Raw genomic sequence first — 23,518 nt, 5'->3', positions numbered from 1 at the left:
CTGGCGCCCCTTTGGCCGGGTACGCATGCTGAATCGTTGTGGTCTCTGTTCATGCGGTAGCGCCCTTCTGGTGCGATGGTGGTTGTGACGCCATGAATTTCCGCAGCTTGCGCGTGAGCAGCATGCCGGGCACGGTGACCCCGTTGCCTTGCGCGCCCAGAATCACCAGGGCCAGCCCCGCCTGCAGGTCGATGGACAGGTAGGAGCAGTAGCCCAGCGTGGCGCCATCGTGCCAGACGATGTGGCGGTTGCCCAGCAGCCGGTCCACCGGGCTGGGCTGCATCCAGCCCAGCCCGGTGGCACCACTGGCACGCGGCGCGTGGGTGGCAGCCAGGGCCGCATGCAAGGGCATGGCGGCATCGAGCTGGGCGCGCGCAAAGCGCAGCAGGTCATCGGCCGTGGAGAGCACGGCCCCGGCACCGTGCAGCGACACAAAGCTCCACGGCGCGCAGGGCTCGCCGCGTGCCGTATGGCCCTGGGCCAGCCGCTCGCGCAGGGCGGCAGCAGGCTCCACGGCGCTGTCCTGCATGCCCAGGGGCGCAAAGATCTCGCGCGCCAGCAGCGCGCCATAGGGCTCGCCGGTGCGCCGCTCCAGCAGGTGGCCGAGCAGGCCCATGCCGTAGTTCGAATACGCAAAGCGCCCCGGCACGGGCTTGCCGTCGTTCCTGTCGGGCGGCTGCTGCAGGTAGTCCCACACCGTGGCCGGCTGGATCAGGCTGTAGGGGTTCTTGAGCACCTCCTGCACGCCCAGGTGCACGGGCAGATCGCGCTCCAGCAGCTTGGGCACCCGGGGCAGGCCCGAGGTGTGCGTGGCCAGGGCCCCGAGCGTGATACCGGCATGGGCCGGGTGCACGGGCGCGGCGGAAGGGCCCAGGGCTTCCTGCACCGTGGTGCTTTCCGCGACCCCATGGCGGCCGGCCAGCAGCGGCAGCAGGCTGGCCGTCATCACCTTGCTGAGCGAGCCGATCTGGAACACCGTGGCCCCCGTGGGCAGCGCAGGCGGTACATCGGCCGGGTTCACCGCGCCATAGCCCTTGGTCCACACCTGGCCGCCATGCAGCACCCCGACCACCAGCGCACTGCCCGGGCGGCCGGGGCGGTTGGCCTTGCGCAGGGCGTGGTCCACGATCTGCTCCAGCGTGCTGCCGCCGGGCGCCAGCGCCTTGAAATACAGCCAGAGTGCGCCGGCCAGCAGCAGCGCAGCGGCAGCCCAAGCAACAACGGTCCATGCTCCCAAGGCACCCTCCTGCCACGGTTTTGCTGGCCGCTACTGTAGCCGCGGCAGGGTATGCAGGGCCTCAGGCATTTGGGTGGCCGCCCCAAAACGGCAGGCCGACCCGGCCCAAAGCCGCCCAGTCATAGCAAAATAGCGCCACAAAAATTCCACCAGCAATATTGGGGTGAGAGGGATGGCAGTTCCAACAACCGGCAGGCAGCCACACGGCCAACGTGCAGCGCGCCCGTGCACCGCTTTTCCCGCCCGCCCCCGCAAAGCCACGCCATGCCCGTGACCACCGCCGCCACCCTGCTCTGCCTGGTCGTTGCCATCAACGACGGCGACTCCTTCCGCGCCCGCTGCGACGGCGTCGCCCGCAACGAAGAGACCAGCGTCTCCATCCGCGCCATCGACGCGCCCGAAATGCGCCAGCCCTATGGCGAGGCCTCGCACAAGAGCCTGGTCAACCTCTGCCTGATCCCGCAGAAGGTCAAGCTCAGCAACATCGCCGTGGACGTCTTCGGCAACACCGTGGCCGACGTGGAGTGCCAGGGCAAGGACGCCGCCACCGAGCAAATGCGCGCCGGCATGGCCTGGTACGACCCCAAGGTGGGCCTGGGCTACGAGGCGCTGGCCGACCTGCAGCTGCGCGCCCAGGCTGCCGGGCGCGGCCTGTGGGTGCAGAACGGCCCCCTGCCCCCCTGGGACTGGCGCGCCACGCGCAAGCTCAAGCCCACGGGCCCCATGGCCCCGACGACCGTGCGCCTTCCCTGAAGCGCGGCGCCACGGTCGCCGTCGTCACGGCGCCACGCGCACCCCCTGCACCTGGCTGCTCAGCGCCAGGTACAACATCGGCGCCCAAGCAGCCATGGTTCGCGGCAACTGCCGGCAACTGCTTTGCACAGGCCGCGCCATTTCAATCCAGCATCGGCCCCGCCAGGCCGTCCAGCGCCAGGGCCGCATCGCTGCGCTGCGCGCCCGGCCGGCCCGCGCCTCGCATGCATCCGGCCACCAGTTCCCGCACCAGTGCATGGCTGGCCCGGGCCGGCCCGAACAGGGTGCGGTAGATGATGGGTGCAACCACGCCGTCCATGAGCGCATCCACCGTGGGCACGGCCTCGCCGCGGGCCAGACCGCGCGCCAGGATGATCTCGATCTGGCTGGCCGTGTAGGCCGCGCACTGGCTGGGCACGGCCATGCCGCTGCCCTGTATGCGCCCGGCCAGCACGTCGCGCAGCATGGTCTGGCCGACCTCGGAACCCATTTCCTCGAAGAACTGCTCGGCCCAGACCTGCAGGTCGCCCTCTGCCGTGCCCGTGTCCGCGGGCTCGGTGTCGGCACGAAAACGGTCCAGCGCCACGTCGGCCAGCAGCTCGGCCAGGTCGCCCCAGCGGCGGTAGATGGTGGAGGGTGTCACCCCCGCCTGCGCGGCGATCAGCGGCACGGTGAGCTGCGCGCGGCCGATCTGCCCGGCCAGTTCATTGGTGGCGCGGTGCACGGCCGCCTGCACGCGGGCGCTGCGTCCCCCGGGGCGGGGGGCTGGTTTGGAAGTCATGCCCACCATGCTAAAGCAAAAAGATTGCTTTAGTGGTTTAATACGCAAAAGCAAATTCTTTGCTTTTATTTCGTACTGGAGTTTCCATGGCCACGAACCCCGCTGCTGCCGCAGCCGCCGCCACGCCGCACGCCATCGCCCCGCCCTCGGCCCCTGTGCGCCGCATGGGCCATGCCCCGGCCCTGTGGCTGCTGGCCTCCATCCTGGTGGGTTTTCTGGCCGCGTCGAGCGCGCCGTCGCCGCTGTATGCGCTGTACCGCGACAGCTGGGGCTTTTCGGCGCTCACGCTGACACTGGTGTTTGCCAGCTACGCCTTTGCGCTGCTGAGCACGGCGCTGCTGTTCGGCACCTTCTCGGACCACCGGGGCCGGCGCGAAGTGGTGCTGCTGGCCCTGGTGCTGGAGATCGCCTCCACCGTGCTGTTCTGGCAGGCCGATTCGGTGGCCTGGCTGTTTGCCGCGCGCACCGTGCAGGGCCTGGCCACAGGCATTGCCACCAGCGTGCTCAGCGCCGCGCTGATCGACCTGCACCCCGAGCGCGGCGCCCTGGTGAACACCGTGGCGCCCATGCTGGGCATGGCTGCCGGGGCTCTGGGCACCAGCGCGCTGGTGCAGTTCGCGCCCACGCACACGGCGCAGGTGTTCGAGCTGCTGCTGGCACTGTTCATCGTGCAGGCACTGGCCGCTGTCTTCCTGCCCGAAACCGTGGCGCGCCGCCCCGGCGCCTGGCGCTCGCTGCGCCCGCGCATCGCCATCCCGGCGGGCTCGCGCGCCACGCTGGCGCGCATCCTGCCGCTCAACACGGCGCTGTGGGCGCTGGGGGGCTTTTACCTCTCGCTCGGGCCCACGCTGGCGCGCGTGATCACGGGCAGCCACGCGCCGGTGCTGGGCGGCGCCCTCATCTGCGCGCTGGTGCTCACGGCCGCCGTGGCCATTGTGTTCGTGCGCACCCGGCCGCCACGCCAGGTGCTGCTCCTGGGCACCTGGGCGCTGGTGCTGGGCCTGGCCATCACGCTGGCGGGCATTGCGCTGCATTCAAGCAGCGCCTTCTTCGCGGGCACGGTGGTGGCGGGTGTGGGGTTTGGCTCGGGCTTCAACGGCTCGCTGCGCAGCCTGGTGGGCACGGCCACGGCGGCCGAGCGCGGGGGTCTGATGTCGGGCTTTTTCGTGCTCAGCTACCTGGCCTTCAGCCTGCCGGCGATTGCGGCCGGCCTGGCCGCCGGCCACTTCGGGCTGCATGCCACGGCACTGGGGTTTGGCCTGGCGTTGCTGGCCTTGGGGCTCACGGCGCTGGGCCTGATGGTGCGGCAGCGGACGGCGCCCTGAGCGGTGCCGCCGTGCACGCCGATGGGGGCGGTCAGGAGTAGATGGCCAGGCTCAACGACAGCGCAGCGACGATGGCAATGGCCTGGATGCCAACGACGATTCCCAAGATAGGCATGAGGTGGTTCTCCGTGAAGAATGCAACAGCGTAAAACGCACTGCAACAATTGCGTGCAGTCTTTTGCAAACACGCTGCGTCAGACAATTCCTACACAGACCAAAGCGAGCGCCGGCCCTCCTGGGGTGCACACATCAATGGCATGTCGTCCTACAAAAATGCCCGCGCCGCGTCTTTAGTATTGCCCCTGTCGATACCGCATCGACACCCACCCCTCCCTTGCTGAACAGCAAGTTACAGCCCGCCCCACCAGCGGGCTGTCTTTTTTTGGGCGACCGGCTGTCAGTGCCGCCTTGCGGCACCGCTGGGCACTGGCCGATGCCCCGCATCGAAACCGTCCGACAGCCAAGAACCGCGCTCTGCGCGCCAATGGAGGCACCACCCCACGAGGAGGTAGCCACCATGTCCCGCACCCACAGAAGCCAGCCCGAAAAGCTCCGCCCCCGCGACATCAAGCGCCGCCGACAGTGGGAGGCCATGCAGCGCCCGGCGCGCGAGGCGCAGCTGCTGTTCCCCGAGCCGGAAGCGCCGCACTGGAAGCCGATGGGATAGTGGGTCCGGGACGACCTGGCAAACCGTGGCCGTCTTGATGGCATGCCTGTGTTGAGGGCAGGTGCCGGGTCGTGGCGCCTGCGACTTCAGCAAAAGCACGAGGCCACCAAAGACCCCGAGCCAGCCACCAGCCCACCTGAAACAAGAAGAAACCAAAAACACCCGCCCCACCCCATCCGCCCCCATCCCCGGTGCGAGAATCCGCCGCACTTTCCCCTCCACTCGGCGCCCCGCACCCATGCATTCCCCTTCCCAGCCCTCGCCGCCGACGACGACCCTCCCCCTCACTGTCCTCCAGCGCACGCGCCGCGCCCTGGCCATCGCCTTGCTCTCCACCCTGGCCTGCGGCCTGGCTGCCCCGGCATGGGCCGCGCCGCCCAAGAAGAAAGCGGCCCCCGCAGCGGCGGCAAAGAAGAAAGCCGCCCCCGCCGCAGCGGCCAAGAGCAGCAACCACAAGACCTACAACAAGGCCGGTGCCAGCTTCCAGTACCCCACCACGTGGAAGATCGTGCTCGACGAGACCGATGCCAGCATGGGCGGCATCCACAATGTGGACCTGGAAGGGCCCGACGATGAACGCATCACGCTGAGCTTCATCCCCTTCATGGCAGGCAAGGACATCGAGTCCTTTGCCGCCCGCGCCGCCCACCGCCGCGCCGAGCTGGCCGCCCAGGAAGGCGCCGCCGCGGCCACCACCGCGCAGGCGCCACAACAAGCGCCGTCGCCACTGCCATCGCCGTCACAGCAGCAGCCCCCCGTCCCGCCGGAGCAGGAGGTGGTGCCAGCGCCCCCGCCAGCCACGGCCGGCCCCGCAGCCAGCGCCGCCACAACGCCTCCGGCCTCGGCCCCTGCAGCCGCCAGCAAGGTGTCGTCCATCACGCCCATCACCTCCAGCACCATCACGCGCCGCCTGCCTGACGGCAAGGAGGTCAAGGGCGTGCTGCACCATTTCAGCTACGTGGGGCAGGACAGCAGCGTGCCCGTGGAGGCCGGCTTCTTCGCGATGGACTTCAGCCCCACCAGCAGCGTCACCATCATGACGCAGGCCCAGGTCGAGCACGCCAAGTCCATGGAGGCCGCGCAAATCCTGGTGCTGGGCTCATTGCGCTACAGCCCCGCCGCGCAGCCCGAGCGGGCCAACAAGTAAATGGATCTACAGCGCGCGCGGCGTGCAGCACGCGCTGCACGTGCACTTTTTCGCGCGGGACTTCGGCGCCACCCGTATCATCGCCATGGGCCAGGCCCTGTCCGCCCCTGCACCGCCCACGCAGGCGGCGCTGGAGCAGGTGGTGGACACCCTGCACTACCGCGAGACACCCTGCCCCCCGCCCGGCCCGACCCCCTATTCCCTGCCATGCACAGCCACACCCTGCCCCGCTCCACCACCTCCTCCTGGTTGCCCACGCCCCGCAGCTTCTTCAACGCCGCCGCCACTGCCGCCCTCGGCCTGGCGCTGCTGGTCGCCGGCCTGGCACAGCCCGCTCTGGCGGCCCCCCATGCCACCTACAGCAAGGATGGCGTGAGCTTCCAGCACCCCGCCGACTGGAAGGTGGCGCTGGACGAGCTGGAGCCGGACGGCACCGGCATGCGCAGCATCGACCTCGAAGGCCCCGAAGACGCGAGCATCCACCTGATGTTCATCCCCTTCATGTCGGGCCAGAACATCGAGACCCTGGCCACCCGCGCCGCCGAGCACCGCGCAGAAATGGACAAGGGCCCCGCGGCCCTGGAGGGGCCGGACAAGATCACCCCCACGGGCATGACCTCCCGCGCCATCACCCGGCGCGTGGGCGGCAAGGAGATCAAGGGCGTGCTGCAGCGCTTTGGCTATGTTTCGGAGGGCGTCGCCATCCAGCTGGAATCTCGCTTTTTCTCCATCGATGCGGGCAACGGCAGCAGCGTCAACATCATGACCCAGTCGATGGCCGACGATGCCAAGCAGCTCGACACCGCGCTGGGCCGCGTGATGGACACGCTGCGCTACCGCGCCAAGCGCTGAGCCCGCCGCCCCCACGCCGCACAACCGGCCCCTCCTTTGCCCCCCTACCGACCGACCACCATGCACCGCACCGCCATGTCCCTTCGCGCCCCGTCGCTCCTGGCCGCCCGCCGCAACTTCACCGCCGCCGCCCTGGGCCTGCTGCTCGCAGCCGGCCTGACCGCCCCGGCGCTGGCCGCCCCCAATGCCACCTACAGCAAGGACGGCGTGAGCTTCGAGCACCCCGCGGGCTGGAAGGTGACCGACGACTCGGTCGCGCAGGACGAAACCCGCCTGCGCAGCATCGACCTCGAAGGGCCTGACGACGCCGTCGTCACCCTCATGTTCAGCCCCTTCCTGCAGCGCCAGAACATCGAGTCCTTCGCAGCCACCACGGCGAAGAACCGCGCAGAATCCGCCAAGAGCGGCAGCGCGGTCGCCCAGCAACTGCAATTTGGCCCCGCCACCACGGCGCCCATCACCCGCAATGTGGCAGGCCAGGAGAGCAAGGGCGTTTCGCAGCGCTTCGTGATCAGCATGCAGAACATGAAGCTGCCGCACGAGGCCCGCTTCTTCAAGGCCGACCTGGGCACAACCACCGTGATCGTCATGACCCAGGTGGCCGATGAATATGCCAAGGCCACCGAACCCGGCTTTGTGCTGGCGCTCAAGTCGCTGCGCTACGGCGCCGGGCGCTGAGCGCTCGGCCGCCCGTTACGGCGCGCCCTCCACCAGGGTGATGCCGCTGTCGGCCGCCCATTCGCGCAGCGCCTGCTCGATGGCGGCGGCCTCGTGGTCGTACCAGGCCTGCAGCAGGCCATGCCGGTGCAGCAGGTCCTTGAAGCGGCCATAGGCGCCCTGCCGGGCAAAACAATGGCGCACCTGCTCGTCCAGCTGGGGCGCGTGCTCCTGCGCAAAGCGCAGGGCCAGCCGCCGCCCCAGGCCCAGTTCCGACGGGCCGGGCACCTCGATATACAGTGACTCCTCGCCCACATCGTCGGGTGGCGGGTCGTCCTCGTCCTCCCAATCGCCCACCAGCCAGATCTTGCCGGAGCCGCGGTCCACACAGGCCGCGTTGTCGGGCGACGCGCTCACCCACTGAAAGGCGTCGGTGAGTTCGGAAAGGCGCAGTTGAACGGCCATGGCGATCTCCTCGTCTATAGAGCGCTATACCCCGTCGTGAAAATACGCGCGCCCGGCAAAGGTGCGCTGCAAGGCAGCCCGCAGCGCCTGGAACTGCGGCTCGGCCAGGTCAAAGCGCACCTCGATCCGGCCATCGTTGTCCATCTCCTGCGCGGCATGCGCATCCATCTGCACGTTCACGCGGTCGCGGTGCAGGGCGAAGGACACGATGTGGCCGTACCAGGACCAGCCCTGCCCGCAGTACTCGATGTAGGGCTGGTCCATGCCTAAGGCAATGTCCTGCTCGTCGTACTCGTCCAGGTGCTGCAGCATCAGGTAGAAGTCCTCGTCCTCGATGGACGGCGCCCCGAACGTCACGATGAGCAGCCCATCGTCGTCCTCGGCGGCAGACACTGCATTGGCGACAAAGCCTACCGGCATCAGCTCTTCTCCTGTGGTCTGGCCGCACACCGCAGCGGCCATGGGCCACTGTACCGCGGTCGGCGGACGCACGGTCCCCCGGTGCCATCGTCCCTACCGTTCCTCCATACCCTCCACCGCCACCTGCAACAGGTGAGGTGCGATGTAGCGGCGGTGCGTGCGTTCGATCAGTGCCATGTACAGGCGGCCAAAGGCATTGTGGCAGGCCACCCGGGTGGAAAGCGAATACTCCACGCGGCCATCTTCAAGGCAGCGCACGCCTATACAGGAGCGAAAGGCCAGGTGCCGGTCGTCTGCACCCAGCAGCACCTGCGCGCTGTGCCCATCGGCCGCCACCTGGCTGGCGTGCACGGGGTAACGATCAGCAAAGAGCAGACTATCCTTTGGCATCATCTGGCCCGCGATGGGCGGTTGCAGCGATGAGACGGGACAGGCCAGCGGCGAGCGGCGCAGCCTGAGTGGGTACACCAGTGCATTGCGCACGGCCATCATGCGCGTGATGCCCGGGTGCCGGTGTTCCAGAAAGCTACCGAGCAGACCAGCCAGCAGCGCCGGTGCATCAGGCATCGCGCCTGCCACGGCTGAAGGTGATGGGATTGGCGCTACCAGCGTAAAACAGTCCTCATGGTGCAGGGTGCGGCCGGGCAACGCCTGGCGCAACAGGCTGTCTGCCGGCAGGTCCAGCTGCTCCTGCACACGGCTGGGCCGCAGCTCGCTGACATAACCGCCCATCTGCCGCGGCCCCAGCAAGCGTGCCAGCGCACTGCCCAGGCGACCCATGGCTGCTCGGTAGTACCCGCACGCGGCAGCCAGCCACCCGCCAGGCCGCTCCCCCAGCGACAGTACCGTGGTGGGCACCTGCTGCGCCTGCACCGCTGCGCTCTCCATCAGGGCCCGCACGGAATCAGGCAGCAACTCGGTCAGCGAAGGGATATCTCCCTCGCCCTGCAACACACGCTGGCGCAGTGCTGCGCTGAGCGAGCCGCCCAGCTCATTGGTGTGGACCGACAGAGCGAAGAACGCCGGGTGCCCTGAGCCCTGCACGCGCGGAACGAACTGGTGCCAGTTCTCGCCCGAGAAACGCACGGTGAACAAACAGTCCGGCGGCACCTCCACGTAGCGCAACGCACGCACAAACGCGGCCGGGTCGCGAGCGATCTCATCCGGAGTAGCGCTGGAAAAGCGCAGTTGCGCCCCGGTACTGCCCGACACTGCCGTGAACACCCGGTGCCCCGCATGCCGATGGAAGGGGTGCCCGCCCTGCTCCACACCAAACGAGTACAGGGCAGTGGCGTCGCCTTTGGCAAAGTCACTGCCGCCAAGCTTGGCTGATGGTTCATCGAGCGCATCGATGAACCGGCCATGCCGTCCCTGGCGCTCCATCATCCCGCGGCACATACCCGTGCCCACCCCTCGGCCCAGGCGGGCCAGCAGGGTCACCTCGATGGGCAAGCCCCCCGGCCGCGTGGGCAGCGCCACAAAGGGGAAAGTCGCCGTCTCGCGCACCAGCTGCATTGGATGGCGGGCAAAGCCCAAGGTGGCCGTGGTGAAACTGCTGGCAAAGGCGCTGATATTCATGCGTCGGCTCTCATTTCTTGCGGTTGCAGGGGTCTCTGGGTGCTATTCGCCAACCTGTACAGGCTGATGCACCATCAGTCAAACATCTTATTTAGCTAAATAGCTAATTGCAAATTTAAAAAAATATTTCCACAACTCGAACTTCAAGTAGACGACCGCGACGACAACAATCGCTCCATTTGCGCCTTGATGAAAGTTCCTGAAGGAAGGCGTAACGCCCCTCAACCTCTCGTCCCCAACACCCTTGCCGCCCGCGGCGCGGGGAAAGAGCGGCCACCCGAGCTCGTCCCCCGTTTCAGTCCTGGCCCCTAGCTCTGACGCACGCAGACGCAGGGCATCGCCGTGCTGGCTGCAGCCATCAGGTTCTCCGTGGTCGGCGTCCGGCAACTGCGCGCACAGGACTAACGCACGAGCTAACCCTGCTTCAACATCCCAAACCCTTGTGTCACCTGCACCACGCCATCGTCGAACTGCAGCACCCGCTCCGGCCAGCGCAAGGCGGCCAGCTTGAAGTCATGCCCCACCACCTTGCCCGCCTTGCGCTCGGTCCAGCGCCCGCCCACGGAAAAGTCCACGCAGAACACATTGCCCCGCTTGCCATGCCAGGCCAGCGGGTGCGTGTGGGCAAACAGGTCGGCATCGCCCTTGCCCACCACGCTGCGGTCGATGGGGCGCAGGCGGCGCCAGTAGTGGCCCACCACCACAGGCACCTCGTCGGTGTAGGCGTCCCACCAGGCCTGGCGCTGGGTGAAGCGCCAGCGCCCTCCGGCAAAGAAGGGCTCGCGCCCGGTGCTCTCCACGCCGGTGGTCAGTACCTTCAAGGGGTTGAGCATCTGCTTGTTGGCCTCGTGCTCGGCATGCGCATGCAGAAACGGCGGCTGGTGCAGGTTGTTCTCCAGGCCATGCAGCCACTGCTCCAGCTCGCGCGCCATGCGCTGCTCCAGCGCACTGGCACGGGCCTGCGCGCTGGCGGCCTCCTCCCACTGGTCGTACTCGCGGCGCACCGATCCCAGGGGCAGCTGGCGCGCGGCGGCGACCTGCTCGTCCTGCCAGGCCGCGTGCACCACGCGCAGGTCATCGCGCTCCAGGGCAATGGGCAGTTGCGACAGAAACTCCACGATGGAGCGGCGCTGCGCCGGCGTGGGCCGCGCCGAGGGGGCGTACTTGTCGTGGTCGCGCACCATGCGCGCGTCAAAGAACCAGCCCGAGCCGTCCTTGGCATCCTCGCGCAGCAAATTGATCTCGTGGTTGCCCAGCACCGCCACCGCCCGGCCCGCCTGCACCAGGCGCTGCGCCAGGCCCAGCACGGCCGGGCTGTCCGGCCCGCGGTCGCAGAAATCACCCACGAAGACCAGCGTGCGCCCCTCGGCATGCCGGCCCTCGGCGTCGTAACCCAGGTGGTGGAGCAACTGCACCAGCGCCTCGTACTCGCCATGGATGTCGCCCACGATGTCCAGCGGGCCGTCGGGCAGGGGTTGGATCAGGCTCATGGGCGTAGCGCGCTCCTTCATTCGCTCTTGTCGGGTGTTGTCGTAGCCGGTCTGTCTGTCATGCGGCTGTCGCAATCCCGCCAGCATACCCGCCCGGGCCACCTCGGCCTTTCCCCGGGGGGCGTGCCGCCATAATCCACCCCCATGCCCCTGGACCAATGGATCGACCAAGCCCTGTACTTTACCTACCGCTGGGCCGACTACGCGCTGCTGAACCTCATGGACGACCCCGCGCTGCTGGCGCTGGTGTTCTGTTGAGGGCAGCCCAGGCCCTTCATTCCCACTGCAGCCAGGCCCAGGCGCACAGGGCCAGGCCCACGCCCCATACCAGCCAGGTGCGGGTGACGAAGTACGGGTAGAACATCAGCGCCAGCCCGCCCCAGGTCAGCCGGGGCTGGGCCTGCCTGCGGCCACGGCGCCACACGACCCAGCCGACGAGGCTGAAGACCAGCGAGCCAATCAGCGCGGCTGGGCTGGGCAGTTGCAGGCCCAGGCCCTGGAGGATTTCGAGTTCGTTCTGCATGGCGCGGCATCCTGCTGACTGTGGCCCGTGGCGGGCCGATGGCAGTGAGAGTGCGGCCCTGCGGATAAGTTGCCTGGGTTCAGAGGTCCACCACCAGCCGCTGTGTCAGCGCGCGCGAGCAGCACGGCAGGAACTGGTCGTTGCGCCCCTGCTCCTCGGGCGAGAGGTAGATGTCGCGGTGGTCCGGCAGGCCCGACACCACGCCCATGAGGCAGGTGCCGCACACGCCCTGCTCACAGGATGTGGGCACGGCCACGCCTGCGCCGGCCAGGGCCTCGGTGGCGCTGCAGCCCGCGGGCACGTTCACCACGCGGCCTGAGCGCGCCAGCACCAGCTCGAAGGCGGCATCGCCATCGGCGCGCACGGCCTGCGGTGCCGCAAACAGCTCCACATGCATGCGCTCGGGCGCCCAGCCCTGCGCGGCGGCCGCCGACTGCACGGCCTGCACGAAGCGCGCGGGCCCGCAGGCATACACATGGGTGCCGGGCGCCGCCTGGGCCAGCAGCGCGCCAATGTCCATGCGCGCCGGCGCATCGCCCGTGCTGCAATAGAGTTGGGAGCGCTCCGCCAGCCCCGGCACGGCCAGCGCCCCGAGCAGCGCCGCGCGGCCGCGCTCCTGCACGGCGTAGTGCAGCGCAAAATTGCCAGCCCCGGCCTGCACCAGCTGCTGCGCCATGCTGAGGATGGGCGTGATGCCGATGCCCCCGGCCAGCAGCAAATGGTGGCTGGCCCCCTCGGCCAGCGCAAACAGGTTGCGCGGGTGGCCGATGCGCAGCACATCGCCCTCGGCCACGGCATCGTGCAGGGCAGCAGAGCCGCCGCGCGAGGCCGGCTCGCGCAGCACGCACAGCAGGTAGCGCCAGCGCTCGTGCGGCGCGCTGCAGATCGAGTACGGCCGCACGATGGCGCCGGGCAGGTGCACATCGACGTGGGCGCCTGCACTAAAGGCCGGCAGCGCCTCCCCCTCGGGGTGCACCAGTTCGAAGGCCTCGATGCCGCGCGCCTCGGACCAGCGGCGCGCCACCCGCACGGCCAGCGTGTCCGTCATCATCATCTCGGCGGCCAGGCTCATGCCTGCTCGACGATGTAGTTGCCCGCGTCGAAGACGACCGGCGGCTCGTTCGGGTCGAAGCTCACGCCCGCCGGGTCTTCCCCGCGCTGCACCTTGTCCACCTGCTGCTGCAGCAGGCGGCGCAGCATCACGATGCCGCGGTCTGTGGTGGCCAGGTGTTCCTCGGAATGGTGGGCTATGGCGCCCTGGCTCACCATGGCCTCGTAGTCGCCGGGCATGGCGCGGTGCTCCTCTTCGGTCAGCTCTTCCCACAGCTTGCCGTTCATGCGCGAGCGCATGCGCGCCAGCTCTCCCACCTCGTTCACACGGCCCACCACGTAGATGCGGAAGTGGTGGTCGTCGATGGGCAGCACCCAGCCCAGCGATTCCACGCGCCCGTAGCGGCCCACCCGGGGGCTCGGTATCACGCGCAGCGTGGGCAGGCCGGCCTGGCTGACGCGGCGAAACACCTTGCCATCGGGCAGCGTGCGGATGGACGTGGTGCGCACGCCCAGGGGCACGGTGTCCCAGGTCACCTGGGGCATCTCGGCCATCTGCGCGACGAACTGCGTGCCGCTGAAGGTCGAATGCAGCACCACCACATGGAACGGGTCCACCAGGTTCTCGTAATGCTGCAGCCAGTTGCACGGCACCACGGCCGGGCCGCCGCCGCCGATGCTGGCGTCGTTGGCCTCCAGCAGCTCGCCCGCGTCCAGCCGCTCCAGCGCGTCGTAGCGCGGCAGCACGGGCTTCTTGTCGGCCGGGCCCAGGTAGGCCCATACCAGGCCGTACTGCTCCTGCACGGGATACCAGGGCTGGCGCACCTTGCCACGCGCGCGGCCCAGCTCGGGCTCGCAGGGCTGCTCCACGCAGTGGCCCTCCACATCGAACAGCCAGCCGTGGTAGCAGCAGCGTATGCCGCGCTCTTCCACCTTGCCGTAGTACAGCGAGGTGCCCCGGTGCGCGCAGTGCGGGTACACCAGGCCGGGCCTGCCGCTCTTGTCGCGGAACAGGATCAGGTCTTCACCGAGCACGCGCACCTGGCGCGGCGTGTCGGTGGCGTCCGCCGCCAGGCCGATGGGGTGCCAGTAGCGGCGCAGCAGCTCGCCCATGGGCGTGCCCGCGCCCACCTGGGCCAGCGTGAGGTTGGAGGTCGGCGCGGGCAGGCCGTAGGCCGTGCCGGTGTCGACGGCAATGGGGATCACCTTGTGTTGTGCGGTGCCGGGGTTCATGCAGTGCGTCCTTGGGTACAGAAATCCATCAATCCAGCGTTACGCCGGCGGCTTTGATCAGTTCAGCCACGCGCGGGTAATCGGCCGCATAGCTGGCCTTGAACTGCGCCGCCGTGTTGCCCAGGGGCTCGAAGCCAAAGCTCGCCAGCTTCTCGCGCACCTCGGGCATCTTCGTGATCTCGCGCAGCGCCTCGTTCCACTTCTGCAGCACGGCCGCGGGGGTCTTGGCTGGCGCGTACACGCCGATCCAGCTGTCCAGGTCGAAGCCGGCGAAGCCCTGCTCGGCAAAGGTCTTCACATCGGGCAGGGCCGACACGCGGGCGCTCGATGCAATGCCCAGCACCTTCATGCGCCCGCCCTGTACCTGGGCCCGCGCCGTGGCCGGGTTGGCCCAGGCAAAGTCGAGCTGGCCGCCGAACAGGTCGTTGTGCGCCGCGGCCTCGGCCTTGTAGGGCACGTGGATCAGTGCCACGCCCGTCTGGCGCTTGAGCAGTTCGCCCATCAGGTGCGCGGCCGAGCCATTGCCCCAGGTGCCGTAGGTCAGGTTCTTCTTCTGCTTGGCGAACGCCACGAACTCCTGCAGGGTGCTGTACGGCGCATCGGCGCGCGCCACCAGCATGGGCCCGCCCAGCGCCAGCTGCGAGATGGGCTCGAAGTCCTTCACCGGGTCGTAGGGCAACTTGGGCTGCAGGATGGCGTTGTTGATGTGCGTGAGCGGCAGCGTCACCATCACCGTGTGCCCATCCGGCGCGGCCTTGGCCACCGCATCGGCGGCGATGATGCCGCTGGCACCGGGCTTGGCATCGACGATGATGCTCTGCCCCCAGCGCTGCTGCAGCCGGTCGGCATAGACCCGCGCAATCGCGTCGATGGGCCCGCCCGCCGTGCCGAAGGGCACGATGCGGATCACGCGCGAGGGGAATGCCGTTCCGGCCTGCGGCTGCTGGGCCCATGCCGCGCCGCCGGGCAGCGCCAGGGCCGCGCCCAGGGCCAGCATGGTTCTTCTGCGCACGCGCAGTCCCTGCGCGGCTTTGCCTGCATTCTTCATGTCTTGTCTCCGTTGTTTATCGTTGGGTGCCGTTACGATAGGAGACAAGCTGATATGGATCAATTCAAACGTTTGGATAGCTGATATGGGCCAGCCTGATATCCGGGGCCTGGACCTGCCCATGCTGCGCACCTTCGATGCGCTGCTGCGCGAGGGCAGCGTCTCGCGCGCCGCGTCGCGCCTGTTCCTGAGCCAGCCGGCGGTGAGCGCCTCGCTCAAGCGCCTGCGCGAGGTCTTTGGCGACCCGCTGTTCACGCGCACCAGCCACGGCATCGTGCCCACGCCGCGCGCGCTGGCCCTGGCGCCGCGCGTGGAGGCCGTGCTGAGCGAGATGCACAAGCTCATGAACCTGGAGCAGGCGTTCGACCCCGCCACGTCCGACCGCATCCTGCGCATCACGGGCAGCGACCACACCTGCCGCGTGATGCTGCCCCTGCTGTGCGCCGAGCTCACGCGGCGCGGCTCGCGCATGCGTCTGTCGTGGGAGCTGGCCGACTACGGCCGCCTCACCGAACGCCTGCGCCGGGGCGATGTGGACGTGGGCCTGCACCCGCGCCTGTCGCCTGCCAGCGGGGTCGAGTCCACCCTGCTCTACGGCGACAGCTACGTCGCCGTGGCGCGCCACGGCCACCCGGCCCTGGCCACGCGGTCCGCGCAGACTCTGGGGCTCGATGCCTTCTGCGATGCCCCCCATGTGGTGCTGGGGCAGACGCGATCGGTGCTCGACGACACCGTGGACCAGGCGCTGGCCAGGAAGGGCCGCCAGCGCCTGGTGCAGGCCGCCGTGTCCACCTTCAGCCAGATGGTGGAGCTGATGTGCGGCGACGCGCACAGCGCCCTCATCGCCGTCTTCCCGCGGCGCGTGGCCCAGCACTATGCGGCCCAGCTGGCCAGCGCCGCCCTGCCCGTGGAGTTGCCCGACTACCGCCTGTACGTCTGCTGGGCCGAGCGTTCCAACGCCGACCCCGCCGTGCTCTGGCTCAAGGACGAAATCCTGCGCCACGGCCACGCCATGGGCGAGGCCTGAGGCACACCGCAGCCAGACCGAGGGCGCGGCTCAACTGTCGGGCGTGATCTTCGCGTCGCGGATCAGCCGGGCCCAGCGCGCCTGCTCCGCCCGCATGAAGGCCTCCAGGCGCTCGGGCGTGCCGCCGCTGTCCTCGGCCCCGATCTCGCTGAGCTTGGCCTGCAGATCGGCCGATGCGAGGATCTGGTTCACATCGGCATTCATGCGCTGCACCAGCGCCGCCGGCATGGCCGCGGGCGCGGCCAGCGCAAACCAGATGCTCGCGTCGAAGCCGGCAAAGCCCTTCTCGGCCAGGGTGGGCAGGTCGGCAAAGCCCTTGGCCCGCTGCAGGCGCGTGGTGGCCAGGCCCTGCAGCTTGCCCGCCTTGAGGTAGGGGGTGGCGGTGGTCATGCCCTCGAAGCAGGCATCGATCTGCCCGCCCAGCAGGTCCGTGACCATGGGGGCCGATCCTTTGTAGGGCACATGCAGCACCTCGATGCCCGCGCGCCGGCGCAGCTCCTCCATGGCCAGGTGCTGGGCCGAGCCCGTGCCGGCCGAGCCAAAGCTCACTCGCCCGGGCTGCTGGCGGCAGCGCTCGATCAGGGCTTCCAGGCTGCGCAGGCCCTTGTCGGGCTTGCACATCACCACCATGGGCGTGGCGCCCAGCATGGTGATGGGCGCGAAGTCCTTTTCCGCGGAATAGCCGAGCTTGGGGTACAGCCCGGGCGCGATGCCATTGCTGCTGATGTGGGCCAGCAGCAAGGTGTTGCCATCGCCCGGCTGCTTGGCCACGTAGTCGGCGGCCAGGGTGCCGGACACGCCGGCGCGGTTTTCGACGATCAGCGTGCGGCCCCACAGCACCTGCAGCTTCTGCGCCAGCAGGCGCGCCAGGATGTCGGTGCCGCCCCCGGGCGGAAAACCCACGACCAGCTTGATGGGCCCGGACGGAAGTGTTGCGGCGGCGGTGGCCGGGGCTGCTGGGGCTGCGAGGGCACCCAGCACGGGCAGGCCCGCTGCTGCTGCCGTTGCGGCCATCAGCCATTGGCGGCGGTTGCTTTGCATGGTGTTTGTCTCCTTGTCGGTATTGTTGTCGTGAATGGGGGCCGCCTACGCCGCGGCCAGGGTACCGGTCTGCGGCATCTCGAAGCCCAGGGCATCGAGCCGCAGCGCCAGCGCCTGCGCCTGGTCCGGCGCCAGTGCCACCAGCGGCGGGCGCACCTGGGCCCAGCGGGCGTCGCCCGTCGCCCGGGCCAGGGCCCACTTCATCGCGGCAATGATGGGAAAGGCCTGGAAGGCCGCGCGCACGGCGTCCAGTTGCGCCTGCTGCGCGTCGGCGTCCGGCGCCTGCCAGCTGCGGTACAGCCGCGCAATGGCCGCCGGGTTGACGTTGCCCGTGGCCGTGATGCAGCCTGCACCACCGCCGCGCAGGGTGGACAGCAGCAGCGTCTCGTTGCCCGCAAAGACATCGAAGCCCGCGGGCTGGAACTCGCGCAGCAGCAGCGCGGTGTGCTCCGCATCGCCCGAGCTGTCCTTGATGCCCGCCACCACGCCGGGGTAGACCTTGAGCAGGCGCTCGATCAGCGCCGGGCTGATGCCCACCTGCGCCACCGGCGGTATGTGGTACAGATACACCCGCAGCCGCGCATCGGCCACCCCCTCGATCACGCGCGCGAAGTAGGCGAACAGTCCCTCGTCGCCCGTGCCCTTGTAGTAGAACGGCGGCAGCACCAGCACCCCGGCGCAGCCCAGTTGCACGGCATGGCGGCTCAGCTCCACCGTCTCGGGGATCGCGCAGGTGCCGGTGCCTGGCATCAGCCGGTGGGCCGGCACGCCACCCTCTGCCAGGTGGTCGAGCAACTGGCGCTTTTCCACGAGCGACAGCGAATTGCCTTCCGAGTTGGTGCCAAACACCGCCAGCCCCACGTCCTGCGACAGCAGCCAGCGGCAGTGGTCCAGCAGGCGCTCAGGCGATGGCGCACCGTCCGCCCCGAAGGGCGTGACCACGGGCGACAGCACGCCCTGCAGGCGCGGCACGCCGCTCACAGCGCGCCCCCGTCGATGCGCGTCCAGCGGGTGTGGCGTGCAATCTCCTGCTCATCGAAATCGAAGCCCAGGCCCGGCGTGGTGTGCAGCACGATCTGCCCATTGCGCTGCCCGAGCTGGCGGTCGATCAGGCGGCGGAAGTTCAGCACCTGGTCGTCCCAGAAGAACTCCACATAGCGCGCATTGGGCGTGGCCGCCACCAGCGGCGCATGCACGTCGTGGAACCAGTGCGGGCACATCACCACGCCATGGCTGGCCGCGTTGGCCGCAATGCGCCGCCATTCGGTGATGCCGCCGCACACCACGGCATCGGTCTGCAGGATGGCGGCGGCCTGCTTTTCCAGCAGCGCCTGGTGGTACCAGCGGCCATAGCCGATCTCCGCCGTGGCCACCGGCACGCGCGTGGCACGGGCCAGCCGCGCATGGTTGTCGATGTCGTCGGGCGAGAATGGCTCCTCGATGAAGTACGGGCGGTAGGGCTCGAAGCGCTGCATGTACTGCAGCGCCTGCGTCACATCGGTCCAGCCGTTGTTGCAGTCCATCATCAGCTCCACGTCGGGCCCCACGGCCTCGCGCGCAGCACGCAGGCGCGCCTCCTCCTCGGCGGGGGACAGGCGCCCCGTCTTCATCTTCACCGCCTGAAAGCCCATGGCCACGTAGCTGGCCATCTCCTCGCCCAGGTGCTGCGGCGTCTTGCCGTCGAGGTAGTAGCCGCCACTGGCATAGCCCGGCACCGTGTCCAGCGCGTTGGCGCCCAGGTAGCGGTGCAGGGGCAGGCCCACGCTGCGCGCGTTCAGGTCCCACAGCGCGGTGTCCAGCGCGCTGATGGCGCGCATCACCGTGCCGGCGCGGCCGTGCAGCAGCGCCTCCTGGTACATCTGGGCCCACAGCGCCTCCACCTCGTGCGAGTCGCGGCCGATCAGCACCTTGGCCAGCAGGTCCTCCACGGCCACGGTGAAGAGCCGGCCCGCGGCGCTGCCGACATAGCAAAAGCCGATGCCCGAGAGCCCCTCGTCGGAGCGGACACGGACCAGGCCGTAATGGCGCGCGCTCACGGTGCGGCGCGCGAAGGAGGTGACACGGTCCAGCGGCAGGGCAACGGCGCAGACCTCGATGGATTGGATACGGGGCATAGGGATTGAATCGAATGAAAGCCAAGGGAGACTTCATTCTGGGCAGGCGACACCATCGGTTCAAGCACGCTCAGGCATAATCAAAAGATGCAAAAAGCATCTTCTTGATGTGCTTACGCCCCCCCATGGACACCCAGTTTCTGCACACTTTCAGCCGCGTCGTCGAACTGGGTTCGATGGCCGCCGCTGCGCGCGAGCTCAACCTCACCCCCGCCACGGTGGCGCAGCGCGTGCACGCGCTGGAGGTCGACCTGGGCAGCCGCCTCATCGGGCGCACGGGCCGCACCGTCAAGCCCACCGCCGCCGGCCTGCGCGTGATGGAGCGCGCCCCTGCCGTGCTGCGCGAGGCGCGCGACCTGCGCTCCGTGGCCAGCGCCACGCGCCTGCCGGCCGGCCCGCTCAAGCTGGGCACCACGCCCGTCGGCATGACGGGCATGCTCCCGCCCATCCTGCGCACCTGGACACAGCGCCACGAAGACATCGAGATCTACATCGAGCCGGCCCCCACCACCCAGCTGTACACGCGCGTCCTCAATGGCGAGCTCGATGCCGCGCTGCTCGTGCACCCGCTGTTCGAGCTGCCCAAGGTGTGCGAATGGCGCCTGCTGCGGCGCGAAAAGCTGGTGCTCGTCACCGCGCGCGAGCTGAAGGTCAAGGACGTGCTGCAGACCCTGGCGGCCGAGCCCTTCATCCTGTACGACCGCAAGGTGGTGGGCGGGCGCCTGGCCGATGGCTACCTGCGCGCCCACGGCATACGGCCGCGCGTGCGCTTCGAGCTCGACGGCATCGACGCCATCGCCAAGCTCGTGGCCGAAGGCCTGGGCATCTCGGTGCTGCCTGACTGGGCGGTCATCGGGCCGGTGGACCCGCGGCTGCGCAAGCACGCCCTGCCCGGCACCTCACCTGAACGCGAGGTGGGCCTGTTGTGGCTGCGCGGTGCCGTGCGCGCAGCGCTGGCGCAGGAGTTCCACGGCGTGGCGCAGGAGCACTTTTCGCCTTGATCCACGGGGCCGCGGGCCGGGGCTCATGCCCGCTGCGGCTGCGCTGCCTGCACCCACACCCGCGGCGCCTGCCCCACCACCTGCGTGAACGCGCGCGAGAACGATGAGGCGCTGGCATAGCCCAGTTGCTCGGCCGCGGCCTTGACGGGGGTGCCCTGGCGCAGCAGGGTCTGCGCAATCGCCATGCGCCACTGGGCCAGGTAGTCGGCCGGGGGCTGGCCCACATGGGTGCGAAAGGCCGCGGCAAACGCGCTGCGCGACATGCCGGCCTGCGCGGCCATGGTGTCCAGCGTCCAGTCGGCCTCGGGCCGCTCGTGCAGGGCCACCAGGGTGCGCGCCAGGCGCGGCTCGGCCAGGCCGGTGAGCAGGCCGGCGGGCAGCTCGGTCTCGCCCGTGTGATCCAGCAGCCAGCGCAGGAGCTGGATCACCAGCACCTCGAACAGACGGTCGGCCAGCAGGCGCTGGCCGCAGCGCAGGCGCTCGGTCTCCGCGAACAACAGGGCCAGCGTGTGCTCCAGCCCCTGCACCTCGCGCAGCGGCAGGGCCAGGAGCGGCGGCAGCGCGCGCACCAGCGGGTGGCTGTCGCCACCGTCGAAGTCCAGCGTGGCGCAGACGAAATCGGCCCCGTCCACCGGCGCGTTGTGGAAGTCGTGCGCCAGCGGGCGCGGGTAGAACAGCAGCGTGGGCTCGTTCACCTGCAGCCGGCGCTTCACGCCCCGCGCGCGGTGCGTGACCTCCATCTCGCCACTGCGCAGCACGTGCAGAAACCCCCGCCCCGGCTGCGCCGCGAAGTGCGTCACGCCGCACAGCGGCCCGGCGTGGAACAGGTGCGCCCGCAGGCGAAAGCGCTCGAGCAGCGCGGACAGGCGGTCGATGGGTTGTGGCAAGGGGGCATTCATGTCGGCAATGCCAAATCAGGACGAAATGGCATGTTTCATAGATTGAATGCACCATATTTTACTGAATCGCGGCGCAAACTTCGTTCTACGGTCTCTGCAGCAGCAACCAACAAGCACATGCAGACGCCGAGACAAGCCTCCATCGACACCACAAGGAAAGAGTCAACCATGCGACGCAGCTTCTTCCACCGCAGTGCCACCGCCCTGGCAATGGCGGCCCTCGCCTGCAGCGCCAGCGCCCACGACGCGCACCAGCACGGCAAGCCGGGCGCCAAGGACGCCCACACCGGCGGCATCCGCACTGCACCGGCGCCCAAGGTCAAGCCCGCCTTCGACATCTTCCACACCCGCATCAGCACCGAGGGCAACACCGCCATCTTCCACGTGGCCGTCTCGGGCAAGGCCGGCGCCACCAAGCCCGCCAAGTCGGGCAAGCTGGCCGGCAGCGCGGTGTTCTCGTACGTCTGGCCGACCACGCTGGACCCGTCCACCGTGGGCTTCGAGCCCAAGGCCGGCATCCTGGCCTTTGCCGTGACCTCGCACCCCGACTTCGACGACACCCCGCTGTTCGACGAGAACGGCGACGGCAACCCCGCCAACGACGGCGATGTGTGGCACTCGCACTGGGTGGTGCTGCAGCCCGACGACGCCTGCGGCAAGGGCAATTTGAAGGTGGTGGACATCCCCGCCGGCGCCAAGCCGAAATTGCCCAAGACCTGGCCCGGCCTGCCCATCCTGATCGACAGCCCCGGCTGGCACCCGCAGTTCAGCGGCCAGACGCTGAAGGTGAAGGTGCCCTTCGACGACATCGGCGCCGTGCAGGCCGCTTCGTTCGACGGCGTGGCCGCCGTGCTGCGCGTGAACGCCAGCGTGCATGCGCCGCTGCTGTGCGTGCCCGATGTGATGAAGGTCGCCTCTGGCGACCTGTCACTCCCCGGAAAAGTGAACCGCTGATTTCTCCGCCCCGTACTTACATCAACCAAGGAACTATCACCATGAACAACCGCATCCCCCTGATCGACCGCGCATCCGCCCCCGCCAGCGTCGCCGGCACGCTCGACGCCATCCACGGCGCCTTCGGCGCCACGCCCAACATGTTCCGCACGGTGGCCCAGTCGCCCGCCGCGCTCAACGCCATGTGGGGCTTCTTCGGTGCCCTCGGTGGCGGCAGCATCGACGCGCAACTCGGCGAGAAGATCGCCGTGGCGGTCGCCAACCGCAACGACTGCCACTACTGCCTGGCCGCCCACACGGCCCTGGGCCGCAAGGCCGGCGCCAGCGCCGCCGAGATGGGCGCCGCGCAGACCGGCCAGTCAGACGACCCGCGCACCGCCGCCGCCCTGGACTTTGCCCTGAAGCTCGTGGAAGCGCGCGGCCAGGTGTCGGAGGCCGACGTGCAGGCCCTGCGCAGCGCCGGCTTCAGCGATGGCCAGGCGGTCGAGATCCTTGCCCACGTGGCGCTCAACCTGTTCACCAACTACGTGAACGTGGCGTTCGCGGTGCCGGTGGACTTTCCCTCCGTCGCACTGAAGCGTTGAAAGGCCCGGCCATGGACTACGCACCTGAACTGGAAATCGCGCAGTGGCTCAACACCGATGCGCCGATCACGCTGCAAGGCCTGCGCGGCAAGGTGGTGGTGGTCCACGCCTTCCAGATGCTCTGCCCCGGCTGCGTGGCCCATGGCTTGCCCCAGGCTGCGGCCATCCATGCGATGTTCGATGAACGCGACGTGGCCGTGCTGGGGCTGCACTCGGTGTTCGAGCACCATGCGGTGATGACGCCGCAGGCGCTCGAGGCCTTTGCGCATGAATACCGTTTGGCCTTTCCCATCGGCATCGACATGCCGGGTGCGGGCGACAACCCCATCCCGCGCACCATGCAGGCCTATGGGCTGCGCGGTACCCCCAGCCTGCTGTTGATCGACCGCGCGGGTCGGCTGCGGCTGAACCATTTCGGTCGCATCGATGACATGCGCGTGGGGGCGCTGGTGGCGCAGTTGGTGGCGGCGCCGGGCGCCGGGGCTCGGTCCGGAACGCCATCCGTCGGCACCACGGTTAGCGCGGGTGGTTCTCATCCGAGAGACGCTGCTTGTGATGCCGATGGATGCGCGGTAGTCGGTTGAGTGATGGATTGCCACAGCTATTCCCATTGCGCACCGCTGCTTCGGTGTTGAGGGTGGAGGCCGGGATGTGCGCCCGGCCTCCGCCCTC

At 69.1% G+C, this 23,518-nt stretch carries 25 protein-coding genes; 11 read left to right on the top strand and 14 right to left on the bottom strand.

The genetic code is table 11. The features are described 5' to 3' along the window. Positions 1-49: 49 nt before the first annotated feature. The gene (locus tag AC3WOH_RS24515) at positions 50-1,237 is read right to left on the bottom strand and encodes a serine hydrolase domain-containing protein (protein WP_492231937.1); all 1,188 of its coding nucleotides are present in this window, start codon (positions 1,235-1,237) and stop codon (positions 50-52) included. A gap of 264 nt (positions 1,238-1,501) precedes the next feature. Between AC3WOH_RS24515 and AC3WOH_RS24510 the strand changes: the two genes are divergently transcribed. Continuing rightward, positions 1,502-1,990 (top strand): thermonuclease family protein, encoded by a 489-nt coding sequence (locus AC3WOH_RS24510; RefSeq protein ID WP_492231936.1) that lies wholly within the window; start codon positions 1,502-1,504, stop codon positions 1,988-1,990. A gap of 142 nt (positions 1,991-2,132) precedes the next feature. On the opposite strand, the gene AC3WOH_RS24505 is transcribed toward AC3WOH_RS24510, so the two are convergent. Continuing rightward, positions 2,133-2,771 carry a TetR/AcrR family transcriptional regulator gene (locus AC3WOH_RS24505; RefSeq protein WP_492231935.1) on the bottom strand — a complete coding sequence of 213 codons (639 nt, stop codon included), beginning with the start codon at positions 2,769-2,771 and terminating at the stop codon, positions 2,133-2,135. Between the two features lie 86 nt (positions 2,772-2,857). On the opposite strand from AC3WOH_RS24505, the gene AC3WOH_RS24500 reads away from it, so the two are divergent. From AC3WOH_RS24500 to AC3WOH_RS24480, 5 genes are all read left to right on the top strand, one after another. Beyond that, positions 2,858-4,096 (top strand): MFS transporter, encoded by a 1,239-nt coding sequence (locus AC3WOH_RS24500; RefSeq protein WP_492231934.1) that lies wholly within the window; start codon positions 2,858-2,860, stop codon positions 4,094-4,096. Between the two features lie 517 nt (positions 4,097-4,613). Beyond that, entirely contained in the window at positions 4,614-4,763 is a 150-nt protein-coding gene (locus AC3WOH_RS24495; RefSeq protein ID WP_492231933.1) for a hypothetical protein, read from the top strand. Positions 4,764-5,001: 238 nt separating this feature from the next. Beyond that, positions 5,002-5,910: a hypothetical protein gene (locus AC3WOH_RS24490; RefSeq protein ID WP_492231932.1), complete on the top strand. Its 909-nt coding sequence runs from the start codon at positions 5,002-5,004 to the stop codon at positions 5,908-5,910. A 207-nt stretch (positions 5,911-6,117) separates the two neighbouring features. Beyond that, positions 6,118-6,762, top strand: coding sequence for a hypothetical protein (locus AC3WOH_RS24485; RefSeq protein ID WP_492231931.1), 645 nt, complete (start codon positions 6,118-6,120; stop codon positions 6,760-6,762). A 60-nt stretch (positions 6,763-6,822) separates the two neighbouring features. Further along, positions 6,823-7,440, top strand: a complete 618-nt coding sequence (locus AC3WOH_RS24480) for a hypothetical protein (RefSeq protein ID WP_492231930.1) — start codon at positions 6,823-6,825, stop codon at positions 7,438-7,440. Between the two features lie 15 nt (positions 7,441-7,455). On the opposite strand, the gene AC3WOH_RS24475 is transcribed toward AC3WOH_RS24480, so the two are convergent. The 8 genes from AC3WOH_RS24475 to AC3WOH_RS24440 form a co-directional block, all read right to left on the bottom strand. Beyond that, positions 7,456-7,884 carry a hypothetical protein gene (locus AC3WOH_RS24475; RefSeq protein WP_492231929.1) on the bottom strand — a complete coding sequence of 143 codons (429 nt, stop codon included), beginning with the start codon at positions 7,882-7,884 and terminating at the stop codon, positions 7,456-7,458. Between the two features lie 24 nt (positions 7,885-7,908). After that, positions 7,909-8,304 carry an Imm10 family immunity protein gene (locus AC3WOH_RS24470; protein WP_492231928.1) on the bottom strand — a complete coding sequence of 132 codons (396 nt, stop codon included), beginning with the start codon at positions 8,302-8,304 and terminating at the stop codon, positions 7,909-7,911. Between the two features lie 93 nt (positions 8,305-8,397). Continuing rightward, on the bottom strand, positions 8,398-9,882 hold the full coding sequence (locus tag AC3WOH_RS24465; RefSeq protein WP_492231927.1) for a DUF2867 domain-containing protein: 1,485 nt from the start codon (positions 9,880-9,882) through the stop codon (positions 8,398-8,400). A 413-nt stretch (positions 9,883-10,295) separates the two neighbouring features. Next, positions 10,296-11,372 carry a metallophosphoesterase gene (locus AC3WOH_RS24460; protein ID WP_492231926.1) on the bottom strand — a complete coding sequence of 359 codons (1,077 nt, stop codon included), beginning with the start codon at positions 11,370-11,372 and terminating at the stop codon, positions 10,296-10,298. A 274-nt stretch (positions 11,373-11,646) separates the two neighbouring features. Beyond that, complete coding sequence (locus AC3WOH_RS24455) at positions 11,647-11,895, bottom strand: hypothetical protein (protein ID WP_492231925.1); 249 nt, start codon at positions 11,893-11,895, stop codon at positions 11,647-11,649. A gap of 79 nt (positions 11,896-11,974) precedes the next feature. Next, on the bottom strand, positions 11,975-12,967 hold the full coding sequence (locus AC3WOH_RS24450) for a PDR/VanB family oxidoreductase (RefSeq protein ID WP_492231924.1): 993 nt from the start codon (positions 12,965-12,967) through the stop codon (positions 11,975-11,977). Beyond that, entirely contained in the window at positions 12,964-14,178 is a 1,215-nt protein-coding gene (locus AC3WOH_RS24445; RefSeq protein WP_492231923.1) for a Rieske 2Fe-2S domain-containing protein, read from the bottom strand. The genes AC3WOH_RS24450 and AC3WOH_RS24445 overlap by 4 nt, the downstream gene beginning before the upstream one ends. 28 nt (positions 14,179-14,206) lie before the next feature. Beyond that, a complete protein-coding gene (locus AC3WOH_RS24440; RefSeq protein WP_492231922.1) occupies positions 14,207-15,226 on the bottom strand; it encodes a Bug family tripartite tricarboxylate transporter substrate binding protein in 1,020 nt (339 codons plus the stop codon). Between the two features lie 85 nt (positions 15,227-15,311). Between AC3WOH_RS24440 and AC3WOH_RS24435 the strand changes: the two genes are divergently transcribed. Further along, positions 15,312-16,253, top strand: a complete 942-nt coding sequence (locus AC3WOH_RS24435) for a LysR family transcriptional regulator (protein ID WP_492231921.1) — start codon at positions 15,312-15,314, stop codon at positions 16,251-16,253. 30 nt (positions 16,254-16,283) lie between these two features. Here the strand turns inward: AC3WOH_RS24435 and AC3WOH_RS24430 are convergent, their stop codons facing one another. The 3 genes from AC3WOH_RS24430 to AC3WOH_RS24420 are packed head-to-tail and all read right to left on the bottom strand — an operon-like array spanning position 16,284 to position 19,408. Further along, a complete protein-coding gene (locus tag AC3WOH_RS24430; RefSeq protein WP_492231920.1) occupies positions 16,284-17,294 on the bottom strand; it encodes a Bug family tripartite tricarboxylate transporter substrate binding protein in 1,011 nt (336 codons plus the stop codon). 45 nt (positions 17,295-17,339) lie between these two features. Beyond that, on the bottom strand, positions 17,340-18,275 hold the full coding sequence (locus tag AC3WOH_RS24425; protein ID WP_492231919.1) for a dihydrodipicolinate synthase family protein: 936 nt from the start codon (positions 18,273-18,275) through the stop codon (positions 17,340-17,342). Continuing rightward, entirely contained in the window at positions 18,272-19,408 is a 1,137-nt protein-coding gene (locus AC3WOH_RS24420; RefSeq protein WP_492231918.1) for a mandelate racemase/muconate lactonizing enzyme family protein, read from the bottom strand. Before AC3WOH_RS24420 ends, AC3WOH_RS24425 begins: the two co-directional genes overlap by 4 nt. Positions 19,409-19,533: 125 nt before the next feature. Between AC3WOH_RS24420 and AC3WOH_RS24415 the strand changes: the two genes are divergently transcribed. Next, positions 19,534-20,409, top strand: a complete 876-nt coding sequence (locus AC3WOH_RS24415; protein ID WP_492231917.1) for a LysR family transcriptional regulator — start codon at positions 19,534-19,536, stop codon at positions 20,407-20,409. Between the two features lie 23 nt (positions 20,410-20,432). Here AC3WOH_RS24415 and AC3WOH_RS24410 read toward each other — a convergent pair whose 3' ends face one another. After that, complete coding sequence (locus AC3WOH_RS24410) at positions 20,433-21,308, bottom strand: AraC family transcriptional regulator (protein ID WP_492231916.1); 876 nt, start codon at positions 21,306-21,308, stop codon at positions 20,433-20,435. 168 nt (positions 21,309-21,476) lie between these two features. On the opposite strand from AC3WOH_RS24410, the gene AC3WOH_RS24405 reads away from it, so the two are divergent. Genes AC3WOH_RS24405 through AC3WOH_RS24395 form a run of 3 tightly spaced genes read left to right on the top strand, consistent with a single transcriptional unit; the run spans position 21,477 to position 23,430 of the window. Beyond that, complete coding sequence (locus AC3WOH_RS24405) at positions 21,477-22,262, top strand: hypothetical protein (RefSeq protein ID WP_492231915.1); 786 nt, start codon at positions 21,477-21,479, stop codon at positions 22,260-22,262. A 41-nt stretch (positions 22,263-22,303) separates the two neighbouring features. Next, entirely contained in the window at positions 22,304-22,846 is a 543-nt protein-coding gene (locus AC3WOH_RS24400) for a carboxymuconolactone decarboxylase family protein (RefSeq protein WP_492231914.1), read from the top strand. Positions 22,847-22,857: 11 nt separating this feature from the next. Continuing rightward, positions 22,858-23,430, top strand: coding sequence for a peroxiredoxin family protein (locus AC3WOH_RS24395; protein ID WP_492231913.1), 573 nt, complete (start codon positions 22,858-22,860; stop codon positions 23,428-23,430). Positions 23,431-23,518 lie beyond the last annotated feature (88 nt).

This window comes from Acidovorax sp. FW305-C-20-28, assembly GCF_058783375.1.
This window is presented reverse-complemented; position numbering and strand designations above follow the sequence as displayed.

What these genes read in the sequence shown, in the direction of transcription:
- AC3WOH_RS24510 (WP_492231936.1), top strand. Translation starts at nt 1,502, where the DNA reads ATGCCCGTGACCACCGCCGCCACCCTGCTCTGCCTGGTCGTTGCCATC.
- AC3WOH_RS24505 (WP_492231935.1), bottom strand. Translation starts at nt 2,771, where the DNA reads ATGACTTCCAAACCAGCCCCCCGCCCCGGGGGACGCAGCGCCCGCGTG.
- AC3WOH_RS24500 (WP_492231934.1), top strand. Translation starts at nt 2,858, where the DNA reads ATGGCCACGAACCCCGCTGCTGCCGCAGCCGCCGCCACGCCGCACGCC.
- AC3WOH_RS24495 (WP_492231933.1), top strand. Translation starts at nt 4,614, where the DNA reads ATGTCCCGCACCCACAGAAGCCAGCCCGAAAAGCTCCGCCCCCGCGAC.
- AC3WOH_RS24490 (WP_492231932.1), top strand. Translation starts at nt 5,002, where the DNA reads ATGCATTCCCCTTCCCAGCCCTCGCCGCCGACGACGACCCTCCCCCTC.
- AC3WOH_RS24485 (WP_492231931.1), top strand. Translation starts at nt 6,118, where the DNA reads ATGCACAGCCACACCCTGCCCCGCTCCACCACCTCCTCCTGGTTGCCC.
- AC3WOH_RS24480 (WP_492231930.1), top strand. Translation starts at nt 6,823, where the DNA reads ATGCACCGCACCGCCATGTCCCTTCGCGCCCCGTCGCTCCTGGCCGCC.
- AC3WOH_RS24475 (WP_492231929.1), bottom strand. Translation starts at nt 7,884, where the DNA reads ATGGCCGTTCAACTGCGCCTTTCCGAACTCACCGACGCCTTTCAGTGG.
- AC3WOH_RS24470 (WP_492231928.1), bottom strand. Translation starts at nt 8,304, where the DNA reads ATGCCGGTAGGCTTTGTCGCCAATGCAGTGTCTGCCGCCGAGGACGAC.
- AC3WOH_RS24465 (WP_492231927.1), bottom strand. Translation starts at nt 9,882, where the DNA reads ATGAATATCAGCGCCTTTGCCAGCAGTTTCACCACGGCCACCTTGGGC.
- AC3WOH_RS24460 (WP_492231926.1), bottom strand. Translation starts at nt 11,372, where the DNA reads ATGAGCCTGATCCAACCCCTGCCCGACGGCCCGCTGGACATCGTGGGC.
- AC3WOH_RS24455 (WP_492231925.1), bottom strand. Translation starts at nt 11,895, where the DNA reads ATGCAGAACGAACTCGAAATCCTCCAGGGCCTGGGCCTGCAACTGCCC.
- AC3WOH_RS24450 (WP_492231924.1), bottom strand. Translation starts at nt 12,967, where the DNA reads ATGAGCCTGGCCGCCGAGATGATGATGACGGACACGCTGGCCGTGCGG.
- AC3WOH_RS24445 (WP_492231923.1), bottom strand. Translation starts at nt 14,178, where the DNA reads ATGAACCCCGGCACCGCACAACACAAGGTGATCCCCATTGCCGTCGAC.
- AC3WOH_RS24440 (WP_492231922.1), bottom strand. Translation starts at nt 15,226, where the DNA reads ATGAAGAATGCAGGCAAAGCCGCGCAGGGACTGCGCGTGCGCAGAAGA.
- AC3WOH_RS24435 (WP_492231921.1), top strand. Translation starts at nt 15,312, where the DNA reads ATGGGCCAGCCTGATATCCGGGGCCTGGACCTGCCCATGCTGCGCACC.
- AC3WOH_RS24430 (WP_492231920.1), bottom strand. Translation starts at nt 17,294, where the DNA reads ATGCAAAGCAACCGCCGCCAATGGCTGATGGCCGCAACGGCAGCAGCA.
- AC3WOH_RS24420 (WP_492231918.1), bottom strand. Translation starts at nt 19,408, where the DNA reads ATGCCCCGTATCCAATCCATCGAGGTCTGCGCCGTTGCCCTGCCGCTG.
- AC3WOH_RS24415 (WP_492231917.1), top strand. Translation starts at nt 19,534, where the DNA reads ATGGACACCCAGTTTCTGCACACTTTCAGCCGCGTCGTCGAACTGGGT.
- AC3WOH_RS24410 (WP_492231916.1), bottom strand. Translation starts at nt 21,308, where the DNA reads ATGAATGCCCCCTTGCCACAACCCATCGACCGCCTGTCCGCGCTGCTC.
- AC3WOH_RS24405 (WP_492231915.1), top strand. Translation starts at nt 21,477, where the DNA reads ATGCGACGCAGCTTCTTCCACCGCAGTGCCACCGCCCTGGCAATGGCG.
- AC3WOH_RS24400 (WP_492231914.1), top strand. Translation starts at nt 22,304, where the DNA reads ATGAACAACCGCATCCCCCTGATCGACCGCGCATCCGCCCCCGCCAGC.
- AC3WOH_RS24395 (WP_492231913.1), top strand. Translation starts at nt 22,858, where the DNA reads ATGGACTACGCACCTGAACTGGAAATCGCGCAGTGGCTCAACACCGAT.